Origin of the sequence: Alcaligenes sp. SMD-FA (assembly GCF_025960365.1) — a bacterium.
In the GTDB taxonomy this organism is placed as follows: domain Bacteria; phylum Pseudomonadota; class Gammaproteobacteria; order Burkholderiales; family Burkholderiaceae_B; genus Alcaligenes; species Alcaligenes aquatilis.
In genome coordinates this window covers 3,575,276-3,597,910 of sequence record NZ_CP110108.1, presented here as the reverse complement: position 1 = coordinate 3,597,910, position 22,635 = coordinate 3,575,276, and the positions used below count along the sequence as shown (strand labels likewise).

The following is a 22,635-nucleotide window of genomic DNA, read 5'->3' as shown; positions in this document are numbered from 1 at the left end:
GGCATGCCTGCCTTGTAGTTGATTGTGGCTGTCGCAGCGAGGTTTGTCGTTAAGCAGCGCTTTCCAGTAGAAAACTCAGTAAGGTTTCGGCGCTGGGTTGCAGGTCACTGCGGCGGCGCACACCGATCAGAATTTCTCGCTGGCTCCATGCTTCGTCCAGTTCAATCACGCGCGTATTAGGGATCTGATAAATGCTGGCGCTCTTGCGCGGCAAGATGCCGATACCCATGCCTGCATTAATCAACAAACACATGGCGTCGTAGCCCGACACTTCGGTGCGAATGCGTACGGAGCGGTTGGCCTCCATGGCGATTTTGGTGATCTGGTAATGCAACTGCGTGCCGGTCAGCAGCGTGATTTGCTCATGCTCCAGCGTTTGCTCGAAGCGGATTTTCTCATGCTGAGCCAAGGGGTGTTGGATAGGCACCAGCACCACCAGTTTGTCACTGCGAAACGGGTAGGCTTCGATGTCGGCTGCGTAGGGCAGGCGGGTAAAGACACCCAGGTCGGCTTTGCCTTCAGCAAGGGCTCGAATAATGTCCAGGCTGGTTTGTTCTTCCAGTTGCAGGGGGATAGCAGGGTGCAGGCGGCCAAACTCACCTAGCGGCTCGGCCAGAAACTGAGAGATAGCCGATGTGTTGGCCAGGATATGCACCAGGCCTTGTTGACCCTGTGAATAGGCTTGCAGACGTGTTTCGATCTCTTGCGCGCTATTGAGCAAGGCACGTGAACGGTACAGCAGTTCCAGGCCTGCTGCGGTCGGGCTGACGCCTTTGTTGGTGCGTAGCAGCAGTGTTGTATTCAGAGATTGTTCCAGATCCGCAATCCGGCGGCTGACTGCGGCAGCAGCAATATGCTCACGCTCTGCCGCTTGGCTGATCGTGCCTTCTTCCAGTATTCGGACAAACAGTTTGAGGGTCAGCAGGTCCAGTTTCATGCAGGCATCATATCGTTTTTTTTTGCTGGTCTGCACATGAAGTCACTGTGACAGCATAGAGAATCATCGCCCTAGGCTATATCTATATGGCTACTTCGCGTCTACATCTATGCCCATATGGATGTCGTGGCAAAGGGTGTTATCAGCCTGTATCGATAACGAACAGCCATTTGTGGTTTGGCATTTGTTTATGATTCGACATAACTGCATTTTTTACCGCACGCTTTGATGACGTCTAAGCATAAAAAAGCCCTGCCAACGCAAGGTTGGCAGGGCTGTGTACTGCTAAGTCGGTTTGATTAGGCTTGTGGCTTGGCACCCGACAGGATGTGGCCAGCGTTAGGAACGCGGGTTTCCAGACCCAGGGTCTTGAGCATTTGGTACACGGTGCAAACAGCAGCAGACAGAACGGGTTTGCCGATCTGGTCTTGAGCGCGCTGGATAGCAGGCAGGGAAGGCATCTGTACGCAAGCGGACAGAATGACTGCGTCCACGCCGTCGTGGTTCAGGCGCTTGACGTGCTCCAGCAGGTTTTCCGGGTTCAACAGACCCACTTCCAGGTTGTCCGACACTTCCAGGCTAATGGAGTCCTGAACTTCGATGCCTTCAGCTTCGATGTAGTCGGCTACGCGCTTGGTCAGCGGTTTCATGTAAGGGGTGATGATGGAGACTTTCTTGTAGCCGAATTCTTTCAGCGTATCGACCAGGGCACCGGCCGAGCTCAGCACAGGAATTTCCACGCCGTTTTCTTTAACGGTGTTTTGCAGACGGGCTTGCGAGACGCGGTGGTAGCCGTCGCCTTGGGCCATGATGGCAACCAGGCAAGCGTAGGCCATCACGCTCATGCGGGCGTCGCTCAGTTCAACCGCGCAGCGGTCGCTGGCGATATCCATGGCTTTCAGCTCTTCGGGGTTCACGTGCATCATGCGCATGCGCGAGGAGTGGAAGGTGAAGCGCTCTTCAGGAAACTCGGCGTAACGAGCCTGCAACATGGCAGGAATCTCGGTTTCCATAGTGGTGTTGGAGCTGGGAACGATCTGGCCGATGCGGTAGGTTTTCATAGGAATCTGTCTCTGAAGGTGGTTTTTAGATTGACGCCTTCATTCTAGGACCCGTTTTCTTCCTTGCAAATCAATCATCTGTCAACGTGCCATCGCCAACGGCGATGGCAGGATTGGCAGAGATCAGGACTGGCCGGATTGTCACTAGTGCCAGCCGGCCATACCCATTTTTTGGACGCTTTTTAAGCGACGGCATGATTGCATGTCTCATTACAAAAGAGGGCCGGTGTACGTTTTTTTTCTTAGTCTATACGTTTCAAGGCCGTTTTGTAGTGGCCACCGCGTTTGGCGTAGACACTGGCGTTTTGGCGCAGCTTGGTAATGTCTTCGTCGCTCAGGGTACGCACGGCTTTGGCGGGTGATCCGATGATCAGGCTGCGCTCGGGGAAGACTTTGCCTTCAGTGACCAGTGCCCCAGCACCGACCAGGCTATCGCGACCGATGACGGCGCCATTCAGCACCACGGCCTGAATACCGATCAACGAGCCTTCACCGATGGTACAGCCGTGCAGCATGGCCTGGTGGCCGATGGTAACGTGCTCGCCAATATCCAGAGGGTAGCCCGGGTCGGTGTGCAGTACGGCACCTTCTTGCACGTTCGAACCTACACCTACGGTAATGGTTTCGTTATCACCACGGATAACGGCGCCGGGCCAGACGCTAGTGTGTTCTTTCAATACAACCTTGCCAATCAGGGTGGCCTCTGCGGCAACAAAGCTGCTGTTGTCGATTTGTGGGCTGTGTTCGTCTAGTTGATAGATAGGCATAACAATGTACAAAAATCAGAAGTCGAAAAGGGAGGCGGAATATAGCCAGCCTGGATAGGATTCACTGCGCTGGGTATAGGTGAGATTTGGGGTAGAAGAGCAAAGATCATAATGCCGGGCGTATTGGAACGCTGGCAAGATAGCGCCTGCGGAAACGTCATTAATGATCTGGCCAAGGCAGAAAAAGGGCTGATGGTTCAAACGGGCTGCCAGATCTTGACCACGATAATAAATATAGCCCGGTACGTCACCCAGTATCTCTTTCGGGGCGGAGGGAGAGAACATATAGTCGCTGTTCATTTCCCCCGTTCGTATGAAAAAGTCATCTGAGAAAATATTTTCTTGATGGAAAAAATGGGTCAAGGCTGGCTTGTGGTCGCCAACAAGAAGGATGAGAGAGTCGGGGTGCCTGGCAAGGAGTTGGTCGGCAAAATCAGCCGCATCGCGCAGGCTTTGAGTCAGTTTTTCTTGATAATGTTGCTCGCCGTGGTCTCCATCGCGTGGGTAGTAGGCTCCGTGTGTATAAACAGTTGTGATGAATTGAAAGTTTGGCCTGTCACTGTTTTGCCGTTCTTGAGTTGCGGCTTTGAAAAGAATCTCATCGTTGGCCCAGATCGGGCCGTCGTAATTCATGTCCTCAAGGGCAAGGAACCGTCGAAACCCAAGCTTTGGATTAATAATGTGCCGGTTCCAGAAGACTGCGTTGTGATTGTGTAGTGAAACGCTGGCATAGCCTATGTTTTCAAGGCTACGGGGCCAGCTCCACGCCTGTGGGGAGAGTAGCTTCGTGTATTCCTGGTAAATAATTCCATTTAAGGCACCATTGGCAGGCAGCCCAGTCAGGAGTTCAAAAGCTGAGTTGACTGTTCCTCCTCCATATACGGGAGCAATGGCACGGAAGGCTTGAAAGCCAATTTTTTTTAAAGGGCTGAACGCCTCTTTGAAATGCTGTTCATCATGCCAGCATGCTTCACAGAGAATCACAATGATGTTTGAAGGCTGAGCTGATGTGTCAATGCTGGATGCTTTCAAAATATCAAACTGCTCCCGCTCTGTTGTGGAAGGCTTTGGGGGCATGCGGCGTTGGCTTGTTTGAACTAAATGGGTGAGCAGGCCATTTTTTCTGATATTCCTGGGCCAGTCCCAGACGACGTAGTGGATATCTTGGCGAGTCAGCTCAAACTGCGCTACGTGACTTAACGGCGTATCTATACGGTTTAAGTAGGGGTGGAGGGACAGCAGTGAGAACAGGACTGCTAGTAGAACCCCAGTCTTTTTTAAGCGTGTGGTTCGATCAAGGCGCATCAGCAGCACAATTGCAGCGACCACCAGCAAGGCATAGATGATGTGGGATTGGCTGATGTAATGAGGTACAACAGACAGGTTGTCAGTGCGAGTGATATCCGTCCAGCTAAGCGGTTCGGTAGTCAGGGCTTGCTTGGTATTGCTGATTTCTGTCAGTAACAAAGAGGCCCCTGCAGTCAGGACCCCAGCCACCGTACAGGGTAAAATCACCCGCAGCAGAAAGTAGAGCGCAAACAGTGGGGTCAAAGAAAGCACCAGCGCAAGCCATCGATATTGGCCCGCCTCATCCAGAAACAGGAAATCCAGATGGTTGTGCAAAAGGTAGTACTGGAAATATCCCAGCGCGATAACAACAGCTAGATCGATGAGTCTTGTTCTTGTCATGTCGCAAGCGAACAGCCCGGCTCTAGAGCCGGGCTGTTGTCAAATGAACTAAGGGACGTTCGAGCTTAGCTTGTTTCACCAAACAAGTCATATTCACTGGAATCCGTAATGCGCACGCGCACCATTTGGCCGGGTTCCAGTTTTTGTTCGCTGGTGATGAAGACGTTGCCGTCAATTTCGGGGGCGTCGGCGCTGGAGCGGCCAACGGCATCGCCGTCTTCGTCGATCTCATCAATCAGCACGTCCATTTCGCGTCCCACTTTGGCGGCCAGACGAGCGGTGGAGATGGCTTGTTGATGCTCCATGAAACGCTCCCAACGCTCTTGTTTGACTTCATCAGGGACGATGCCATCGAGCTTGTTGGCGGAAGCGCCTTCCACGGGGGAGTACTGGAAACAGCCGACGCGATCCAGTTGGGCTTCGGTCATCCAGTCCAGCAGGTATTGGAAGTCTTCCTCGGTCTCGCCGGGGAAACCCACGATGAAGGTGGAGCGGATGGTCAGATCCGGGCAGTCTTGACGCCATTGCTTGATGCGCGACAGGGTGCGGTCTTCAAAAGCAGGGCGCTTCATGGCGCGCAACACGGAAGGGCTGGCGTGCTGGAACGGAATATCCAGGTAAGGCAGCACTTTGCCTTCGGCCATCAGCGGAATGATATTGTCCACATGAGGGTACGGGTAGACGTAATGCAGGCGTACCCAGGCACCTAGTTCGGACAGGGCCGCGCTCAAGTCCAGCATGCTGCTCTTGACGGGGCGGCCATTCCAGAAGCCGGTACGCTGGCGGATGTCCACGCCGTAGGCGCTGGTGTCCTGCGAGATCACCAACAGTTCTTTGACGCCGGCCTTGACCAGGCGCTCGGCCTCGCCCAGGACATCACCGACAGGACGGCTGACGAGCTTGCCGCGCATGGACGGAATAATACAGAAGCTGCAGCTGTGGTTACAGCCTTCGGAAATCTTCAAGTAAGCGTAGTGACGCGGGGTCAGCTTAATGCCTTGCGGGGGCACCAGATCAATATAGGGATTGTGATCCAGCGAGGGCGGCGCGGCTTCACGCACGGCGCGTAGTACCTGCTCGTATTGCTGGGGGCCGCTGACGGACAGCACGGAAGGGTGCACATCACGAATCAGGCCTTCGTCCACACCCATGCAGCCGGTGACAATGACGCGGCCATTCTCAGCCAGTGCCTCGCCGATCGCTTCCAGCGATTCGGCCTTGGCGCTGTCGATAAAGCCACAGGTATTGACCACCACCACATCCGCATTGTCGTAGCTGGGGGTGATCTGATAGCCGTCGGTACGCAGCTGGGTAAGAATTCGTTCGGAATCGACCAGGGCCTTGGGACAACCCAGGCTCACGAATCCGACTTTGGGGGCGCTCATAGAGGGTCCTTCTGGAGCTTGAGGGCTCGAAATTGGGAAATAGGCTTGATTTTACCGTCCCATGCCCGGATGCGTGCGGATCTTGTGCGTTTGAGCCCGGTTTATGCGGTAAATAGTGCTACAGTCGCAGTCATATTTTTCTTTTCTAGCGGTTGTTCTGTGTCCGACACCCCTCTTTCCCCCTCTTTGCCCCTGTCCGAAGTCATGCTGCTGAGCGCGCGCAATATTGAAGGCGTGCTGGCAGGTAAGTCCCTGACTGAAAGTCTGGCGGCCACGCCAGCTTCTGCCCGTGGAGCCGTGCAATCGATCAGCTTTCATGTTTTGCGCCGTCTGGGTCATGCCCGTCAGATTCGTATCACGCTGGTGCCTCGGCAACCCAGCAATACCTGGCTGGACGCCTTGTTAATGGTGTCGCTGGCCTTGCTGGATACGGCCATGCGTGTTCAAGAGGATGCCACGGCCTTTGAAGAGCGCCCGGATGTGCCGGTCTATGCCGTGCATACGGTGGTGGATCAGGCCGTGCGGGCGGCGGACAGTCAGGCCGCACTGCGTTTGTCCAAGGGTTTGGTGAACGGGGTGCTGCGTCGCTTTACGCGTGAGCGCAAGATGATCTTGTCTCAGGTAGAGAGCCGACCCGAAGCACGCTGGAATCATCCTGGCTGGTGGGTCAAGGAATTGCGTCGCGCTTACCCGCGTGACTGGGAAGCGTTGCTACAAGCTGCGAATCGCCCTGGTCCTTTGACCTTACGCGTGAATCAGCGTCGTTGCTCGGTGGAGCGTTTGCAGGCGGTGCTGACCGAAGCAGGTATTGCGTCCAGCAGCCCAGGTGCGGGAGCCGTTACCTTGGACAAGGCCATGCCGGTTCAAGCGATTCCTGGTTTTGATCTGGGCTGGTGGTCGGTGCAGGATTGGTCGGCTCAGCAAGCGGGTTTGCTCTTGCCGGTCAAAGATGGCATGCGCGTGCTGGATGCGTGCGCGGCCCCAGGTGGCAAGACCGCTCATTTGCTGGAACAGGCGGACGTGTCCTTGCTGGCTCTGGACTCCGATGGCGAGCGTCTGGAGCGTGTCGGCCACAACCTGCGTCGTCTAGGCCTGGAAAGCGATAAGGTTCAGCTCAAACGGGGTGATGCTGCCCGTCCTGCGCAGTGGTGGGATGGTCAGCCCTTTGATGCCATTTTGGCGGATGTGCCTTGTACCGCTTCAGGTATTGTGCGTCGTCACCCCGATATTCGCTGGTTGCGCCGCGAGTCGGATATTGCCGATACCGCGCGTTTGCAAAGCTCTATACTGGATGCCTTGTGGTCCACATTGCGGCCCGGCGGGCATTTTCTGTATTCGACCTGCTCGATTTTCCCGGCAGAAGGGGAGCAGCAGGTGGAGGCGTTTTTGGCCCGTCACCCTGAGGCGCAGCTTTTGGATTCTCCCGGCCAGATTTTGCCCGGTGTTGCGGGACGATCGCTGGCAGATGGCGACGGTTTTTTCTACGCCTTGTTTACGCGCCCGGTTTGACTTGTCACAATTAGGGCTCTGACTTTGTCCTTTTTGCGGTTAATCACGATGTGGCGCGTTTTTCTGTCTTTTCTGCTGATTTTCAACTGCGCACTAAGCTCGGCCAATACCATGGTGCCGGTCGCTACGTCGGGAGAGCGGGTCGTCAAGGTCGAGCCTCATATCCGGGACGAAAAACTGTATATCGATGCTGATATCGAGTTTGAGCTCAGCCAGGAATTGCGCACTGCTGCCGAGAAAGGGGTGCCGCTGTATTTCACGGCTGAAGTGGAGCTGGCCCAACCCCGCTGGTATTGGTTTGATAAAAACGTTGTTAAAGAACAACAGACTTGGCGGGTTGTGTACAACGCCCTGACCCGTCAGTGGCGCGTGGGCACTGGTGACCTGTCTTTACCCGAATCCTCCATGAATGACGCATTAGCCATGCTGCGGCATATCCGCGGCTGGGCCGTGGCGTATGTGGCGGATCTGGACCGCGACCAGGAATATCAAGGTCGTGTGCGTCTGCGCCTGGATACCTCTTTGCTGGCTCGTCCGTTTCAAGTGGATGCCATCAATAGTTCTGCCTGGACACTGGCTACCCCATGGAAAACCTTTTCCTTTTCCGTCTCCGTCGACGAGCCCCAACCTTGATCCGCTGGATCTTGCGCACCGCTCTGTTTGGAGCGGGTGTCAGTGCGTTGGCGCTGTTTTCACTTCTTGTCTGGTCTACCGGCAATGCTTCGCGCTACGCGCAGCAGTATGACTTGCTGCTGGTGCTCAATGGCGTATTGGCCGCCACCCTGATTTCCTGGGTGCTGTTACTGACGATTCGTCTGTTCAGGCAAATACGTCGACGTCAGTTTGGTGCCCGCATGACGGCGCGTTTTGCCTTTTACTTCACCTTGATCGGCATTATTCCGGGTGCCTTGATTTATCTGCTCTCGGTGCAGTTCATGTCGCGCTCGATCGAGTCCTGGTTCAACGTGCGGGTGGATACGGCGCTGGAGTCGGGTTTGAGCCTGGGCCGTGCCGCCTTGGATTCACAGCTCAATGAGCTGGAAGGCCGTGCCAATGAAATGGTGTCGGCGCTGAACAAGGCAGATAGCGCGCAGTACAGCAGCCTGCTGATTTCCTTGCGCGAGAACAGTGGTGTCACTGAGGCGATGGTGTTCTCCGGCAATGGCCGTTTGATTGCCTTTTCGTCGGCTCGTTATGACACCTTGCTGCCGGATATGCCGCCGTCCAGCGTCATGAATCAGTTGCGTATTTCGGGTCGTTACTCTGCAGCCGAGGTGGATGATGATGCTCCAGTGCGTGACAATGGTCTGGATGAGGGTGGAGTGCCGGCAGAATCGACCGGTTTGCGTTTGCGTACGGTTTTGCCGCTAGCCGATCCCAACCGTTTTGCAGCAACCTTGAGCGGTACGGCTGACTCGCGCTGGCTGCAGGTGATTCAGCCTGTACCGGACAAGATTGCACGCAATGCCAATCAGGTACAGCAAGGGTTTCGGGACTATCAGGAGCTGGCCTTGTCTCGTCAGGGCTTGCGCAAGCTCTACGGTATTACGCTGACGCTGGCCTTGATTCTGGCGGTGTTTACGGCTGTGGCAGCGGCCTTGGCTTTGTCGCGTCGCCTTACCCGTCCACTGTTGACGTTGGCCGCCGGGACGCAAGCGGTGGGGGTAGGGGACTACCGGGCGTTGCCAGAGCCACCTGCCAAGGATGAGGTTGGCCAACTGACCCGCTCTTTCAATGCCATGACCCGGCAATTGGCTGAGGCGCGCCGCATGGTCGAGAAAAATCGTCTGCAGCTGGAGCGCTCCAATATGTACCTGGAGTCGGTGCTCAGCAACCTGTCCAGTGGTGTGCTGGCTTTTGATGAGATGTTCCGCGTCACCATGTTCAACCAGGGGGCGCAGCGCATTTTGCAGGTGGACTTGCGCTCTATTAAAGGTCGTCCGCTGGAAACGCTGGAAGGGGCGCTGACTTTTGCTTCCGTGATTCGTGAGGCTTTTTCCACGCATCAGGCGATGGGTTCAGACCATCCTTACTGGCAGCAGCAGTTTGAATTGGAAATGAAAGAAGGTAATGAAGCGCGTGATACTATCGTCACCGTTTTGGCTCGTGGTACTTTGTTGCGTGTAGATGGTCAGCCAACCGGATATCTGGTGGTGTTTGACGATATTACCGACGTGATTTCCGCCAGCCGTCTGGTGGCCTGGAGCGAGGTGGCTCGACGTCTGGCACACGAGATCAAGAACCCCTTAACACCGATTCAGTTGTCTGCCGAACGTCTGGCCATGAAACTGGAGTCGCAGTTGGACGAAGTCCATGCTGCCATGTTGCTGCGCTATACCAATACCATCGTCAACCAGGTCAGTTCGCTGAAAAAGATGGTGGAAGATTTCCGTGAGTATGCCCGTAAACCCGCTACCCAGATGCAAGCGCTGAATCTGAACGAGCTGATTACCGAAGTGCTGACCTTATATGGTTGGGACCCGGAGGAAGGCATGGTCCGGGACGATGGTTATAGTGTGGCGATTGATGTGGAGCTGGATCCTGATTTGCCGATGGTGCAAGGAGATCCCACGCAGCTGCGTCAGGTTATTCATAATCTGCTGGCCAATGCGCGTGAAGCGGCAGCCCAGGATCAATCACTTGACCAGGCGCATGTATTTGTTAAAACCATGATTGCGGGCGTAGAAGGTTCCGATTCTTCTGGTGCGGTCAGTTTTGTGGTGTCAGATAACGGGCCTGGTTTTGATCCTCAGATGCTGGTGCGCGTTTTTGAGCCATACGTAACCACCAAGCCCACCGGCACGGGTCTGGGACTTGCTATAGTTAAGAAAATCATCGAGGAGCACGGCGGCAGAATCGATGTTTCCAATCGTCGTGAGGGGGGGGCTCGCATTTCCATCCTCTTTACCCGGCTTGCTGGCCAGCATATTCGTCTGGACTCTGGGCGGCGAGCAAACGATAATGCGTAAAAATCACGTAGGTGACGTTTTATGGCCAGAATTCTGGTAGTTGATGACGAAATCGGCATTCGGGAACTTTTGTCGGAAATTCTTTACGACGAAGGGCACACCGTGCAATTGGCAGAAAATGCCGCCCAGGCTCGCGAGGCACGCTTGCGGGGCCGTCCCGATCTGGTCTTGCTGGATATCTGGATGCCAGACACTGACGGTGTCAGCCTGCTCAAGGAGTGGGCATCTCAAGGCTTGCTGGATATGCCTGTGGTCATGATGAGCGGCCACGCCACGGTGGATACCGCAGTGGAAGCAACCCGCATTGGTGCAGTGGACTTCCTGGAAAAACCCATCACCATGCAGCGCTTGCTCAAGACCGTAGCTTCGGGTCTGGAGCGTACTGTGGCTCCCAAAGCGCTGGCTGCCGCGGCCCGCCCGGTGGTTCAAGGTGGTGATCGTCGCCCAGAGGCCACGACAATGGTTCCTGGCATGGCGCCTGCCATGGCCGTGCCTGAAGTAGAACAGGACGAGTCCCAGCTAGGCAGCATCTCCTTGGATTTGCCATTGCGCGAAGCGCGTGACGAATTCGAGCGCATTTATTTTGAATATCATCTGCGCCGCGAGAATCACAGCATGACGCGGGTATCGGAGCGTACCGGGCTGGAGCGTACCCACTTATACCGCAAGCTTAAACAGTTGGGGATAGACTCGTCGCGCAAGCGTAACCAGTCTTGATACAGTAGTTACCAAATGCATGGCCAGCAAGCTTCTGGCCAGCCTTGGCGCTGCGGGTAAAGCAGCCCAAGGGGTTAGGGATTGAGGCGGCCTCTTCAGGCCGCCTTGCCGTTTAGACAGCGGCGACGGATGCCGCAGGCAGCACCTGCAACTTGCTCACGGTATCCAGGCACGTACGGGCTGCTTCCTGGCCCTTGATCACAAAGTGACGATGGAAGTAATCGTGGTGCTCTTTGCCATCATGGAAATGGTGCGGAGTCAGCACGACTGAAAACACAGGCACGTTGGTGCTGAGCTGGACTTGCATCAAGCCTTGGATCACAGCGGTAGCCACAAAGTCGTGACGATAGATACCGCCATCAACCACCAGACCCGCTGCCACAACAGCAGCATACTGACCTGATTGGGCCAGGCGTTGTGCATGCAGCGGGATTTCAAAGGCGCCGCCCACTTCAAAGAAGTCGACCAAGCTGCTGTCGTGGCCCATGGCTTTGACTTCGTCGATAAAACCCAGGCGGGCCTGATCCACAATGTCCTTGTGCCAGCAAGCTTGAATAAAGGCGATACGGGGAGCCAGAAGATTGGCTGGGGTAATGCTGTTCATGTTGGTTTCCTGTTTTATGACAACAAAAACAGGGCATGCAGGAAGCAGGATAGCTCAACCCCATCGCAGGATGAGTCCTGTACAGGTCGTTGAGGATATCCCGTTCTCTCTTTATCCGGACTATACCGTCGGCCCCGGAATCACACCGGGTCTGCTGTCCCTGACCACAGGTCAGGCGCTCGCGGGCTAGGCTAGTGCCATTACCGCCGGTGGGGACTTGCACCCCGCCCTGAGAACATAGTTAGCCAGCTTGGCCAACCGCAAAAGTGTACCCCTAAACCTTTTCTTTGTCAGAGAAGGTCTGAAATAGATGGGGTGCTACTGGAATATGCCTGGTAGCGGAATTTATTCCTGGGGTTTGGGGCGGCGGCTGATTGTGGAGATTGGCACGCTGACCTCGCCCAAGGTGCTGCGACGGCTGCGGGCGCGCCAGGCGTGTCCGTAGGCAATTTCCAGGCTTAGATGCAAGGTGCCATCCATATGGCGCTGTTTTTCCAGCGCATTGAGCAGGCGTTGACGCCAGGGCAGCGTGCTCAGGCTGGCCTTACGTTGAGGGTGTGGATTGCCGCCCAACAGACGCAAATCATCCAGCAGTTTTTCAGCGCTGCGATAGGTCAGGGTCACGACTTCTTGATCCATCACAGGGTCAGCAAAGCCGTTTTCCAGAAGCAGGTCGCCAAAGTCGTGCATGTCCACGAATTCCAGCGTTTTGGTGTCTAAATCGGCTTGTTCCATGGCGCTGCGCAGCTCGGCAAAAGAGCCGGGGCCCAGGCAGGAGAACATGACCAGCGTTTCGGGTTTTAGCAGACGGTTCCATTCGGCCAGAACCCGATGCGGTTCCGGGTGCCAGTGCAACGCCATATTTGACCAGACCAGCTCCTGGCTTTCTGCGGGCAGGCCACTATGGGCCATATCGGCCTGAACCCAGTTAGCTGCCGGTGTGGGCTGATTACGCAGTTTTTGCCACAGGCTGGGTTTGGATTGGTAACGCTCCCGGGCGACCTCTAGTAGCTTGGCGCTGCGATCCAGACCGGTATAGCTCATGTCCGGGTAGCGAGAGCGCAGGGGCTCCAGTGCGTGGCTGGCGCCACAGCCAGCATCCAGAATATGAGTGGGTTGCAAGCGTACCAGGGCCAGCCGTGACAACATCCGTTGCGCGACTTCACCATAAAGAAACTGAGCGTGATCCAGAGGAGCGCGGCGATTGAATTGCTGCTCTACGTGGGCGGAGTTGATTGGTAAAGATGGTAACTGGGACATAGTTGCGCGGACGTTGCTGGCCTGGCTCAGCGGGATGTGCTGTGATCGGATCAGCCTGACTCTCAAAGGTAATGATCTATTATGGCGCATCCCCTGTTTCGGCGCGAGTCGCCCCATCGCCTTGTAGGGATTCCATTGCTGGCACGACCGTGTGTGTTGTGTGGATTACGTTCACAAAGCGGCGCGCTGTGCCGTTTTTGCCGACATGCGCTGGCAACACCTGCCCAGGATTTACGCTGTCCGCGTTGCGCCTTGGCGTTGCCACCCTTGGCCTTGTTGGCCTGTCCGGATTGCGGAGCAGGGCAATTGTCCCTGCAAGCGACGGTTGCCGGATTTGACTATGAACATCCTGGCGATATGTTGATACATGCGTTTAAAATTTCCCGTCGGCTGGAAATGGCGGCGGTACTGGCTGAGCTGATGGTGCAGCAATGGCACCGTTACGGTCCTGGGCTGGGGCCGGATTGTCGGGTAATTCCAGTGCCCTCGCAACGTCGTGCTTTGCGCCGTCGTGGTTTCAATCCTGCCGCTGTGTTGGCCAAGCGTGTGGCGCATGCTTTGGGCTTGTCAGCCCGTTTGCATATTGTCGTGGCGCAGCCACGGCTTGAACAAGCCCAGAAGTTTTTGGGACGACAGGCTCGCAGGCAGGCCATGCGAGGCGCTTTTAGGGTGCTGGAGCCGCTGCAAGGGGGGGACGTGCTGCTGGTGGATGATGTGCTCACCACCGGAGCGACCTTGGATGCGCTGGCGCGAGCTTGCCGGGTGGCTGGTGCACGGTCAGTTTATGCCTTGGTTGCTGCCCGTGCCCCCTGGAAATTGAAGCTCCCCTAGCCCTGTATACTGCGCCGCTGATGCGCGGCTTTTTCGGCATTCTTTTCTGCACTTTTTAGGTTTTTCATGTTTCATATCGTCCTGGTTTCGCCCGAGATCCCCCCCAACACGGGTAACGTCATTCGACTGGCGGCTAATACGGGTTGTGTCCTGCATTTGGTGCGGCCCTTGGGTTTTGAGCTGGAAGACAGCAAACTGCGTCGTGCCGGGCTGGATTATCACGAGTGGGCGCAGGTGAAGGTACATGACAGCCTGGAAGAAGCCTTGCAGGCCACGGGCTCTGCGCCTGATCGTGCGTTTGCCCTGACCACACGCGGCAGCCATTTGCTGGCCGAGCAATGCTTTCAGCCAGGTGATGTGTTTGTGTTTGGCCGTGAAACTGCAGGCTTGTCTGCAGAACAACTAGAGCTGTTTCCCAACGAACAACGAATTCGTCTGCCCATGTTGACGGGGCAACGCAGCTTGAACTTGTCCAATGCCGTGGCGATTTGCGTTTTTGAGGCCTGGCGGCAAGCGGGTTATGAAGGTGGTGTTTAAACAAGCGGATGCTTGTCACGAAAAACGCTGATTTATGCGTATCGGTTTTCCGTTGAAAGTTTCAAAGCAAACGGCCCTGCAAACGATGAGTTCGCAGGGCCGTTTTTTTTTGAATCCCGTTACCAGTGTTATTCCAACGATAGATTCAGACGTTCAATCACTTCATCCCAACGGGCTTTGTCGGCAATGATTTTGTCCGTCAGCGCTTGCGGTGTGGAGGGCTCGGATGAGAAGTAAAAGGCGTTCAATTTGGCCTTGATATCCTCGCGTTGCAAGATCGTTGTAATTTCCTGGTTCAGGCGTTTGACCACATCATCCGAGGTGTTGTGGGGGACGAAGAAAGCATCCCACGAGATAGCCTCGAAGTTTTCCAAACCGGCTTGTGTCATGGTCTTCAGACCGGGTAACAGTTCGCTGGGTTGCAGGGATGTCACGGCCAGGGCTTTCACTTTGCCGGCCTCAACCTGGGGCATGGCAATGCCCGGCACCATGAAGGCAGCGTCAATGTCACCACCAATAATGGCGGTCAGGATTTGTGGGAAGCCCGAGTAGGGGATTTGTTCCAGCTTGATGTCAACAGCATGTTCCAGCATGGCCATAGCCAGGTGGGCTGAGCTCCCGGGGCCCACCGAACCGTAGTTCAATTCGCCGGGCTGAGATTTCGCCAGGGCGATGAATTCTTCTACTGTGTTGGCGGGTGAGTCAGCAGGAACGATCAGTACGTTCGGGCTGGTGCCAATCATGGAGATAGCCTGCAAGTCTTTCAGCGGGTCGTAACCCAGCGAACTCTTGTACAGGGTGGGGGCCGTCACCATGGGACCATTGATGGTTAGCAGCAGGGTGTAGCCGTCGGGCTTGGCATGTGCCACAAAACGAGTGCCGATATTGCCACCTGCACCAGGACGGTTATCCACAATGACTGTTTGGCCCAATGCTTGAGACAGGGGCTCGGAAATGGCACGGGCCAGCGCGTCAGGCGAGGAGCCGGCTGGGAAGGGCACTACCATTTGAATGGGACGCTCGGGCCAACTGGATTGGGCCTGAGCCGAGGGTGCCAGCAAACCAGTGCAGGCCAGCCCCAGAACGGAGCGGATTAGAAGATCACGAGAACGAGCAAGCAATGACATTGTTTTGATTTTGAGTAAGAGACGGTTGACCGCAGGTCTGACCGCGTGGGTAGGATGCCAGATCGGCAGGCGGACGGTATCAGTGGCCTTCTGGCTTGGCCTCGCGGGTTAACAAGGCGTGGACCGCTTCGCTTGGAGGCAACTGCTCAAACAGGATTTGACAGACCGCTGAGGTAATCGGCAGTTCAATCTTGTGCGCCCGGCCCATTTCCAGAACCGAACGAGCACAGCGCACTCCTTCAGCGGTGATGCCGGTGGCCAGGATGCTGTCCAGGCTTTGACCGGCACCTAGCGCCAGTCCCACCTGGCGGTTGCGGGACAATTCGCCCGTGGCTGTCAGGACCAGATCTCCCAGACCTGCCAGCCCGGAAAAAGTCTCTGCTTGTCCGCCCAGCGCAACACCCAGGCGCTGCATTTCAGCCAGACCTCGGGTAATCAGGGCTGCACGGGCGTTGTGGCCCAGGCCCAGTGCGTCGGCAATGCCACAGGCAATGGCCATGATGTTTTTGACAGCGCCGCCCACTTCGACGCCGATCATGTCGGTGCTGGTGTAAAGACGCGCTTGTTTGCCATGCAAGGCCTCCAGGGCAATGCCAGCCATATCAGCAGGTTCGCAAGCCAGTGTCAGGGCAACAGGCAGGCCTTTGGCCACTTCCAGGGCGAACGAGGGGCCAGAGAGGACGGCACGGCCTAACCAAGGATAGTCGGGCAGGTTTTCACGCACAATCTGGTGGGGTAACAAGCCGCTTTCCTGATGGAAACCTTTACACGTCCAGACCAGCAAGACGGGGTGGCGGCGTGTGGCAGGCAGGTACTGCGCCAAATCCACACAGGTTTGCGCCAGACCACGTACAGGCACGCCCAGAATCAGCAGGGCAGGGCCGGTGTCATCAGCCAGGGCAAACTCCATGACTTGCTGCAGGCTGTCGCTAGCCTGCAACGAGTCGGGCAGCACGACATCAGGCAGGTAGGCAGGGTTACGATGCTCCTGCCCGATAGCTTGTGCTGTTGCTGCCTTGCGCGCCCACACCATCGTGGGAGCCTGGGTGCTGGCCAGGGCGGCCAGTGCCGTTCCCCAACTGCCGGCGCCCAGGACTGCGACACGAACAGGAGTGTGCGCGCTTGACATCATCAGGCCTGCAAAGGCTGGCCGTCAGCTTGGTCGGCACCTTGTTGCTGCGCCAGGCGCTGCTCGTACAGGGACTGGAAGTTCACTTCAGTCAGGTGCAGGGCAGGCAGGGAAGTGCGGTTGATGGCGTCAGCCACGGCAGCGCGCAAGTAGGGGTACAGCATGGTGGGGCACACAATGCCCAGCAAGGGTTCGAGCTGTTCTTCAGGAATGTTGGCAGCTTCGAAGATACCGGCTTGGGTGGCTTCCACCAGGTACATGACCTTGTCGCCAATGCGAGTGGTCACCGTAGCGGTGACGGTGCTTTCGTAGACTGTGTCAGCCAGACGTTGGCCACCCACATTGATGGACACTTCCACGGAAGGGGCCTCTTGCTCCAGAAAGATCTGGGGCGCATTGGGCATTTCGATGGACAGGTCTTTGATGTAGGTGCGCTGCAGGCTGAAGCTGGGTTGTTGAGCTTCTTGTTCAGCGGCTGGGGTGTTCTGGTCGGCCATGGGTGATCCTATGGGGTAAAAAAATTGTTAGAAAAAAAATCAGGCAGCCAGCAGAGGCAGCAGGCCACCTTCGCGGTCCAAAGCGGCCAGATCATCGTAGCCACCTACATGGGTGTCGCCAATGTAGATTTGGGGAACGGTACGCCGACCGGTGCGCTCCATCATGAGAGCGCGCTGTTCGGGTTCACGATCAATCATGATTTTATTGATTTCAGTGACGCCGCGTTGTTTGAGCAGCATTTCAGCGCGCACACAATAAGGGCACACCATTGTGGAGTACATCGTGACTTTTGCCATGAGAGCCTCGTAGAAGGGGGAGCTTACGATTTTTTGACGGGCAGACTGGACTGCAGCCAGCCTTGGATGCCGCCTTGCAGTGTGTAGGCTTCGGTGATGCCGTGCTTGCGCAGGACGGCCACGCTGCGCGGGGCGCTGCGCCCGGTATCGCACACCAGAATGACGGGCTTGTCTTTGGGCAGCGTGCTGGCCTTGGCGTCAAGGTCAGCCGCAGGAATGTTGCGAGATTGTGCAATTGCCCCGGCCTTGAACTGATCGGCACTGCGCAGATCAATCAAAATGGCGTCTTTCTGGTTTACCATTTGTACCGCTTCCGAGCTTGAAACTGCGCGTCCCGCACGGCCTTTGAAAAAGCTGGGTATTAACAGCATAATGCCGGCAAGCACCGCAATTGCTAAAATTAGAAGATTGTTCTGACTTAAGATGAAGTCCACGTTAAATCCTGTTGATTACCAAGAAAAGCAAGAAAAAAGGGCAAGATCACACGATTATAGAGTGGCGCCAATTTTTCAACCTCGAGGCTGTTTTTACCATGTATAAACTTGTACTGATGCGGCACGGCGAAAGCCAGTGGAACCTGGAGAACCGGTTTACTGGCTGGACCGATGTCGATCTTACCGAAACCGGGCGTCAACAGGCAAAGCAGGCCGGTGAACTGCTTAAAGAAAACGGTTTTGAGTTCGACCTGGCTTTCGCTTCGGTCCTCAAGCGCGCTATCCGTACCTTGTGGATCGCCCTGGATTCGATGGACGCCATGCACACCCCCGTGGGTTTGAGCTGGCGCCTGAACGAACGCCATTATGGTGCTTTACAAGGCTTAAATAAAGCCGAAACCGCACAAAAGTACGGAGAGGATCAAGTCTTGGTCTGGCGTCGTGCTTACGCGATTGCTCCTGATCCAGTGGCTGAGGACGATCCACGCAACCCGCGTTTTGATGCCCGCTACGCCCGTGTACCCGCCGATCAACTGCCGCGCACCGAGTGTCTGCAAGACACCGTGGCCCGCGTCGTTCCTTTCTGGGAGGAGTCCATCGCTCCTGCTATTCGCTCCGGCCGGCGCGTTTTGGTCACGGCTCACGGCAACAGCCTGCGCGCGCTGATCAAGCATCTGGATGGAATCTCCGACGAGGATATCGTTCATCTGAACATTCCTACCGGCCAACCTCTGGTGTACGAGCTGGATGAAAACTTGCGTCCTATCCGTCATTACTACCTGGGCGACCAGGAAGCGATTGCGGCTCAGATGCAAGCCGTTGCCAATCAGGGCAAGGCGCAGTAAATAATGTGGCGCTACAGCGTCTGCCTGTTGCTGGCAGCCTGGGCCTTACCGGCCCTGGCTGCGGATCCGGACTTGGCTGCCCGTCAGGCCCAGGCGCAAAAGCAGCAGGCAGAGCTGCGCCAGAAAATTGAATCGCTGCGTAAGTCGATCGACACCCGCGAAAGCTCGCGTCGTGATGCTGCCAATGCCTTGCGCGAATCCGAGCAGGCTATTTCCGATATCGACCGCACGTTGGCTCAGATCGAGCAGCGGCAAGAGCAATTGCACCAGCAACTGGGCACACTGGGCAAACAAATCAGCGAACAGCAAGTGATCAAAGAGCAACGTCAGCAGGAGCTGGCCGAGCAATTGCGCGCGCAATATGCCAACGGCGTCTCGCCCTGGTCCGCCCTGCTGTCGGGCGATGATCCCAACGCCATTAACCGCGAACTGCATTATCTGGGTTATGTCTCGCGTCAGCAGACTGAACAGGTTCATAAGGTACGCCGCACCGTAGAGCGCCTGGACCGCTTGCAGACCCAGGTTGCGGCGCGTGAAAAAGAGCAGGAAAAGCTGGCCACAGAAGCCGCTGCCCAAAAGGTGGCCCTAGAAGAGCAGAAAGAAAAACGGGCCAAGGTGGTGGCTGATATCAGCGCTGAACTGGAACGGCAGCGTGGTCAGGCTGCGAATCTGCAAAGTAATGACAAACGGCTGGGGGATTTGATCTCCGGTCTGGAAACTGAAATTGCGCGACAGGCTGAGTTGGCCCGTCGCGCTGAAGAGCAACGCCGACGTGAAGCCGCGCGCCGTGCAGAACAAGCGCGTAAAGCCGAGCTGGCACGTCAGCAAGAGTTGCAGCGCAAAGCCCAGCAAGAGCAGGCTGACCGTGAACAGGCGCGCCTGGAACGCGAGCGGGAGTTGTTGGAGCGGGCTCGGGCCACGCAACCGCCTCTGCCTGCGGCCTTGCCACGCAGCAAACCGGAACCTGCCGAGCCACAACAGCCAGAACCCGTCATTCCGCGGCCACCGCTGACCTATACGCCGCCAACCGCGAACGAGCGTTTATGGTCAGATAGTCTGGATGCTTCGTCCGAGCCTAGTGAACCGATCAGCAAACCGGTCGCCCCAAAAGTGCGTGAAGTTCAGGTCGTTGAAGAGCCTGCCGAGCAGGTTTCTGCCCCAGCCTTGGAACCAGAAGGTGGCTTCCAGGGTCTGAAACGTGGTTTGCCTTATCCGGTACGTGGTGAAATGCAAGGCAAGTTCGGGGCAGAGCGCCCCGATGGTGGCGTTTGGCGCGGCGTTGTGTTGCGCGCACAGGCAGGCACCACCGTTCGTGCGGTGGCCCCGGGCCGTGTAGTCTTTGCCAACTGGATGACCGGCTTTGGTAATTTGCTGATTATCGATCATGGTCGTGATTACTTAAGCGTCTATGCCTATAACCAGAGCACGCTTAAGCAAGTAGGCGATATTGTGGGACGTGGAGAGCCTGTTGCGCGGGTGGGAGCCACTGGCGGGCAGGTTGAACCCGGCCTGTACTTTGAGTTGCGCCATCAAGGCAAGCCCATTAATCCGCAGGTTTGGCTGGGTTCCTGAGCCGCTTTTGTTTCTGGCGTTTACTTTTGCTCGCATTTGTTGCGCCGGGTAGCGACTCCAGCCCAGTTCACGCTGGTCGCCACTTTACGCTACTCTTATAATGCATGGTCGGGTCAGCTCCGGGAGGTGGCCCCGTCTTGAATCTGAAAATAATGGGAATGTGCATGAGCACTCGAAGGATTGGCAGCATTGGTCTAGTGGCAGCAGGTGCTGTGGGCGGTATTTTGATCAGCCTGGGCATTACTGCGGTCGCTCAACGCGGCGAGCCATTGCCTTTGCGCGAACTGCAGCAGTTCGCCAATGTGTTCGCTGCCATCAAGAACACGTATGTGGAGCCTTTGACGGATCAGACCTTGGTCAATAACGCAATCAAAGGTTTGTTTACCGATCTGGATCCCCACTCGGCCTATCTGGATGCCGATGCTTTCAAGGAAATGGAAGCCATGACTCAAGGCGGCTTTGGCGGCCTGGGCATTGAGATTGGCAGCGAGGACGGGATGCCCAAAGTCATCTCGCCTATTGAGGATACGCCTGCCGCGCGCGCCGGTATTCTGGCGGGCGACATCATTACGCACATCAATGGCAAACCCACCAAGGATTTGAGCCTGAACGATGCCGTCAAACAGATGCGTGGTGAGCCGAAAACATCGATCAAGCTGACGATACGCCGTGCTGGCCGCGACAAGCCATTGGAATTCAACCTGGTGCGCGATGTCATCAAGGTGCGCAGCGTGCGCTCCAAGATGTTGGCTGATGACGTAGCCTACGTGCGCATTGCCCAGTTCCAGGAACGCACGGCTGCGGATCTGATCAAGCAATTGTCCGAAGTCCACAAAGGCCCGGGCGCACCGAAAGGCTTGGTAATTGATCTGCGTAACGACCCCGGTGGTTTGCTGGAAAGCGCCATTGGCGTGTCTTCCGCCTTCCTGGACTCGGGAGACCTGGTGGTGTCGACCAAGGGTCGCATTCCTTCGTCCAATCGCGAGTATTACGTTAAATCCATGCAATCTGTACTGGGCGAGCTGGATACGGACGCCGATGTTCTGAAGAAGCTGGATTGGCTCAAGAACGTGCCGATTGTGGTTCTGGTGAACGTAGGTTCGGCCTCGGCATCGGAAATTGTGGCCGGGGCGTTGCAAGACCACAAACGCGCCACCATTATTGGTAACCGCACCTTTGGCAAGGGCTCGGTGCAAAGTGTTGTTCCTCTGTCCGAGGAGTCGGGCCTGAAACTGACGACTGCCCTGTACTACACGCCTAACGGCACGTCCATTCAGGTAACGGGCGTACAGCCAGATGTGGTGGTGGACGATACCGCTCAGGGTAATTTGTTCCGGCTGCCGCGTGAAGTGGACTTGAAGCGCCACCTGCTCAACAGCAAGGTGGACGAAAGCGCCGAAGCAGATCAGCCTGATCTGGGTATGAGCCCAGAGTTCAAAATGTTTGAATTTGGCGGTGACGACGACTTCCAGTTGCAACAGGCACTGAATCATTTGGCTGGCCGTCCTGTGATCAAAAATGATCCAGCGAAAGTAGCTGCGGCCAAGGAAGCGGCTGCCAAGCGTGAAAAGGAAGTAGAGTCCGAGTCGCCAGAAAAAAAAAGTCCCCTGAATCAGCAACCCAGCGTTGAGCGGTTCCGAATCACCCCCAAGGGGCTCGAACCGGTAAACCCGTAAACACAGGTTCTTGACGTGGAAGATCAGCAATTACTGCGCTATGCGCGGCATATTCTGCTCGATGAATTCGGGGTAGAAGCGCAGGAGCGGATTCTGGCTTCCCGCATCCTGGTTGTTGGAGCCGGGGGGCTGGGTTCCCCCGTGGTGGCTTATTTGGCTGCTTCGGGTGTGGGCTCCATCATTCTGGTGGACGATGACCAGGTGGAACTGAGCAATCTGCAGCGTCAGATTGCTCACACCACGGATCGCCTGGGCTGGGACAAGGTTGAGTCCGCCAAGCTGCATATCGAGCAGCTCAATCCCGAAGTGAAGGTGACACCCGTTGTTCAACGTCTGGACGAAGCGGGCTTGATGCATTGGGTTCAGCAAGTGGACCTGGTGCTGGATTGCTGCGACAACTTCGCCACTCGCCATGCCATCAACCGTGCCTGCGTGGCACTGCGTAAACCTTTGGTGTCCGGTGCGGCGATTCGTTTTTCGGGCCAAGTCAGTACCTATGACTTGCGTCAGCCCGAGGCTCCTTGCTACCACTGTCTGTTTCCCGAAGCCGATGATGTCGAGGAACTGCGCTGCGCCACCACAGGCGTTCTGTCGCCTTTGTTGGGCATGGTGGGTAGCGCACAGGCGGTGGAAGCCTTGAAGTTGTTAGGTGGCTTCGGAGAGCCCTTGGTGGGGCGTTTGTTAAGTGTGGATGCTTTCAATATGAATTGGCATACCGTACGTTTCCGCAAAGACCCGGCATGCCCGGTATGCGCTTCAGCGGCCATTGAGCACACTGATCACGCCTGATCT

Annotated in this window: 22 protein-coding genes and 1 riboswitch; of the genes, 10 read left to right on the top strand and 12 right to left on the bottom strand. The window is 56.2% G+C overall.

Going from position 1 to position 22,635, the window contains the following annotated elements; all coding sequences use genetic code 11:
- Positions 1-49: 49 nt before the first annotated feature.
- From OKX01_RS16600 to rimO, 5 genes are all read right to left on the bottom strand, one after another.
- Entirely contained in the window at positions 50-937 is an 888-nt protein-coding gene (locus tag OKX01_RS16600) for a LysR substrate-binding domain-containing protein (RefSeq protein ID WP_230019324.1), read from the bottom strand.
- 299 nt (positions 938-1,236) lie between these two features.
- On the bottom strand, positions 1,237-1,998 hold the full coding sequence (locus OKX01_RS16595; protein ID WP_042486802.1) for an aspartate/glutamate racemase family protein: 762 nt from the start codon (positions 1,996-1,998) through the stop codon (positions 1,237-1,239).
- A gap of 242 nt (positions 1,999-2,240) precedes the next feature.
- The gene (locus OKX01_RS16590) at positions 2,241-2,765 is read right to left on the bottom strand and encodes a gamma carbonic anhydrase family protein (RefSeq protein ID WP_230019323.1); all 525 of its coding nucleotides are present in this window, start codon (positions 2,763-2,765) and stop codon (positions 2,241-2,243) included.
- A 15-nt stretch (positions 2,766-2,780) separates the two neighbouring features.
- Positions 2,781-4,454 (bottom strand): sulfatase-like hydrolase/transferase, encoded by a 1,674-nt coding sequence (locus OKX01_RS16585; RefSeq protein ID WP_264672084.1) that lies wholly within the window; start codon positions 4,452-4,454, stop codon positions 2,781-2,783.
- Positions 4,455-4,519: 65 nt separating this feature from the next.
- A complete protein-coding gene (gene rimO / locus OKX01_RS16580) occupies positions 4,520-5,839 on the bottom strand; it encodes a 30S ribosomal protein S12 methylthiotransferase RimO (RefSeq protein WP_264672083.1) in 1,320 nt (439 codons plus the stop codon).
- Positions 5,840-6,043: 204 nt separating this feature from the next.
- On the opposite strand from rimO, the gene rsmB reads away from it, so the two are divergent.
- Genes rsmB through OKX01_RS16560 form a run of 4 tightly spaced genes read left to right on the top strand, consistent with a single transcriptional unit; the run spans position 6,044 to position 11,034 of the window.
- A complete protein-coding gene (rsmB, locus tag OKX01_RS16575) occupies positions 6,044-7,348 on the top strand; it encodes a 16S rRNA (cytosine(967)-C(5))-methyltransferase RsmB (RefSeq protein WP_230019463.1) in 1,305 nt (434 codons plus the stop codon).
- 48 nt (positions 7,349-7,396) lie between these two features.
- On the top strand, positions 7,397-7,981 hold the full coding sequence (locus OKX01_RS16570) for a DUF4390 domain-containing protein (protein WP_108728474.1): 585 nt from the start codon (positions 7,397-7,399) through the stop codon (positions 7,979-7,981).
- A complete protein-coding gene (locus OKX01_RS16565; RefSeq protein WP_199827936.1) occupies positions 7,981-10,317 on the top strand; it encodes a sensor histidine kinase in 2,337 nt (778 codons plus the stop codon). Before OKX01_RS16570 ends, OKX01_RS16565 begins: the two co-directional genes overlap by 1 nt.
- 21 nt (positions 10,318-10,338) lie before the next feature.
- On the top strand, positions 10,339-11,034 hold the full coding sequence (locus OKX01_RS16560; protein ID WP_108728476.1) for a response regulator: 696 nt from the start codon (positions 10,339-10,341) through the stop codon (positions 11,032-11,034).
- A 112-nt stretch (positions 11,035-11,146) separates the two neighbouring features.
- Here OKX01_RS16560 and OKX01_RS16555 read toward each other — a convergent pair whose 3' ends face one another.
- Entirely contained in the window at positions 11,147-11,638 is a 492-nt protein-coding gene (locus tag OKX01_RS16555; RefSeq protein ID WP_094197877.1) for a 6,7-dimethyl-8-ribityllumazine synthase, read from the bottom strand.
- A gap of 98 nt (positions 11,639-11,736) precedes the next feature.
- Positions 11,737-11,879: riboswitch (FMN riboswitch) on the bottom strand.
- A 104-nt stretch (positions 11,880-11,983) separates the two neighbouring features.
- Positions 11,984-12,898, bottom strand: a complete 915-nt coding sequence (locus OKX01_RS16550) for a methyltransferase domain-containing protein (RefSeq protein ID WP_230019320.1) — start codon at positions 12,896-12,898, stop codon at positions 11,984-11,986.
- Between the two features lie 81 nt (positions 12,899-12,979).
- Between OKX01_RS16550 and OKX01_RS16545 the strand changes: the two genes are divergently transcribed.
- Together OKX01_RS16545 and OKX01_RS16540 are read left to right on the top strand one after the other, a co-directional pair.
- Positions 12,980-13,729 (top strand): ComF family protein, encoded by a 750-nt coding sequence (locus tag OKX01_RS16545; RefSeq protein ID WP_094197875.1) that lies wholly within the window; start codon positions 12,980-12,982, stop codon positions 13,727-13,729.
- A 66-nt stretch (positions 13,730-13,795) separates the two neighbouring features.
- Positions 13,796-14,266: a tRNA (cytidine(34)-2'-O)-methyltransferase gene (locus OKX01_RS16540; RefSeq protein WP_108728478.1), complete on the top strand. Its 471-nt coding sequence runs from the start codon at positions 13,796-13,798 to the stop codon at positions 14,264-14,266.
- A 128-nt stretch (positions 14,267-14,394) separates the two neighbouring features.
- Here the strand turns inward: OKX01_RS16540 and OKX01_RS16535 are convergent, their stop codons facing one another.
- From OKX01_RS16535 to OKX01_RS16515, 5 genes are all read right to left on the bottom strand, one after another.
- Entirely contained in the window at positions 14,395-15,393 is a 999-nt protein-coding gene (locus OKX01_RS16535; RefSeq protein WP_094197873.1) for a Bug family tripartite tricarboxylate transporter substrate binding protein, read from the bottom strand.
- Positions 15,394-15,472: 79 nt separating this feature from the next.
- Positions 15,473-16,525: an NAD(P)H-dependent glycerol-3-phosphate dehydrogenase gene (locus OKX01_RS16530; protein ID WP_230019319.1), complete on the bottom strand. Its 1,053-nt coding sequence runs from the start codon at positions 16,523-16,525 to the stop codon at positions 15,473-15,475.
- Positions 16,525-17,019, bottom strand: a complete 495-nt coding sequence (secB, locus tag OKX01_RS16525) for a protein-export chaperone SecB (protein ID WP_026483747.1) — start codon at positions 17,017-17,019, stop codon at positions 16,525-16,527. The genes OKX01_RS16530 and secB overlap by 1 nt, the downstream gene beginning before the upstream one ends.
- Positions 17,020-17,058: 39 nt before the next feature.
- Complete coding sequence (grxC, locus tag OKX01_RS16520) at positions 17,059-17,316, bottom strand: glutaredoxin 3 (RefSeq protein WP_009458616.1); 258 nt, start codon at positions 17,314-17,316, stop codon at positions 17,059-17,061.
- Between the two features lie 23 nt (positions 17,317-17,339).
- Complete coding sequence (locus OKX01_RS16515; RefSeq protein ID WP_257504856.1) at positions 17,340-17,687, bottom strand: rhodanese-like domain-containing protein; 348 nt, start codon at positions 17,685-17,687, stop codon at positions 17,340-17,342.
- Between the two features lie 161 nt (positions 17,688-17,848).
- Here OKX01_RS16515 and gpmA point away from each other — a divergent pair, with 161 nt between their 5' ends.
- From gpmA to OKX01_RS16495, 4 genes are all read left to right on the top strand, one after another.
- Positions 17,849-18,595, top strand: coding sequence for a 2,3-diphosphoglycerate-dependent phosphoglycerate mutase (gene gpmA, locus OKX01_RS16510; RefSeq protein ID WP_094198442.1), 747 nt, complete (start codon positions 17,849-17,851; stop codon positions 18,593-18,595).
- A gap of 3 nt (positions 18,596-18,598) precedes the next feature.
- Positions 18,599-20,167, top strand: coding sequence for a murein hydrolase activator EnvC family protein (locus tag OKX01_RS16505; RefSeq protein WP_108728482.1), 1,569 nt, complete (start codon positions 18,599-18,601; stop codon positions 20,165-20,167).
- A 164-nt stretch (positions 20,168-20,331) separates the two neighbouring features.
- On the top strand, positions 20,332-21,843 hold the full coding sequence (locus OKX01_RS16500; RefSeq protein ID WP_264672082.1) for a S41 family peptidase: 1,512 nt from the start codon (positions 20,332-20,334) through the stop codon (positions 21,841-21,843).
- A gap of 15 nt (positions 21,844-21,858) precedes the next feature.
- Complete coding sequence (locus OKX01_RS16495) at positions 21,859-22,632, top strand: HesA/MoeB/ThiF family protein (RefSeq protein ID WP_094197870.1); 774 nt, start codon at positions 21,859-21,861, stop codon at positions 22,630-22,632.
- Positions 22,633-22,635 lie beyond the last annotated feature (3 nt).

Bases quoted from the DNA above. Each gene is read 5' to 3' on its own strand.
- OKX01_RS16500 (WP_264672082.1), top strand. From the start codon at position 20,332: ATGAGCACTCGAAGGATTGGCAGCATTGGTCTAGTGGCAGCAGGTGCT.
- OKX01_RS16515 (WP_257504856.1), bottom strand. From the start codon at position 17,687: ATGCTGTTAATACCCAGCTTTTTCAAAGGCCGTGCGGGACGCGCAGTT.
- OKX01_RS16555 (WP_094197877.1), bottom strand. From the start codon at position 11,638: ATGAACAGCATTACCCCAGCCAATCTTCTGGCTCCCCGTATCGCCTTT.
- OKX01_RS16545 (WP_094197875.1), top strand. From the start codon at position 12,980: ATGGCGCATCCCCTGTTTCGGCGCGAGTCGCCCCATCGCCTTGTAGGG.
- secB (WP_026483747.1), bottom strand. From the start codon at position 17,019: ATGGCCGACCAGAACACCCCAGCCGCTGAACAAGAAGCTCAACAACCC.
- rimO (WP_264672083.1), bottom strand. From the start codon at position 5,839: ATGAGCGCCCCCAAAGTCGGATTCGTGAGCCTGGGTTGTCCCAAGGCC.
- OKX01_RS16585 (WP_264672084.1), bottom strand. From the start codon at position 4,454: ATGACAAGAACAAGACTCATCGATCTAGCTGTTGTTATCGCGCTGGGA.
- OKX01_RS16590 (WP_230019323.1), bottom strand. From the start codon at position 2,765: ATGCCTATCTATCAACTAGACGAACACAGCCCACAAATCGACAACAGC.
- OKX01_RS16530 (WP_230019319.1), bottom strand. From the start codon at position 16,525: ATGATGTCAAGCGCGCACACTCCTGTTCGTGTCGCAGTCCTGGGCGCC.
- gpmA (WP_094198442.1), top strand. From the start codon at position 17,849: ATGTATAAACTTGTACTGATGCGGCACGGCGAAAGCCAGTGGAACCTG.
- OKX01_RS16550 (WP_230019320.1), bottom strand. From the start codon at position 12,898: ATGTCCCAGTTACCATCTTTACCAATCAACTCCGCCCACGTAGAGCAG.
- OKX01_RS16560 (WP_108728476.1), top strand. From the start codon at position 10,339: ATGGCCAGAATTCTGGTAGTTGATGACGAAATCGGCATTCGGGAACTT.
- OKX01_RS16540 (WP_108728478.1), top strand. From the start codon at position 13,796: ATGTTTCATATCGTCCTGGTTTCGCCCGAGATCCCCCCCAACACGGGT.
- rsmB (WP_230019463.1), top strand. From the start codon at position 6,044: ATGCTGCTGAGCGCGCGCAATATTGAAGGCGTGCTGGCAGGTAAGTCC.
- OKX01_RS16570 (WP_108728474.1), top strand. From the start codon at position 7,397: ATGTGGCGCGTTTTTCTGTCTTTTCTGCTGATTTTCAACTGCGCACTA.
- grxC (WP_009458616.1), bottom strand. From the start codon at position 17,316: ATGGCAAAAGTCACGATGTACTCCACAATGGTGTGCCCTTATTGTGTG.
- OKX01_RS16535 (WP_094197873.1), bottom strand. From the start codon at position 15,393: ATGTCATTGCTTGCTCGTTCTCGTGATCTTCTAATCCGCTCCGTTCTG.
- OKX01_RS16595 (WP_042486802.1), bottom strand. From the start codon at position 1,998: ATGAAAACCTACCGCATCGGCCAGATCGTTCCCAGCTCCAACACCACT.
- OKX01_RS16505 (WP_108728482.1), top strand. From the start codon at position 18,599: ATGTGGCGCTACAGCGTCTGCCTGTTGCTGGCAGCCTGGGCCTTACCG.
- OKX01_RS16600 (WP_230019324.1), bottom strand. From the start codon at position 937: ATGAAACTGGACCTGCTGACCCTCAAACTGTTTGTCCGAATACTGGAA.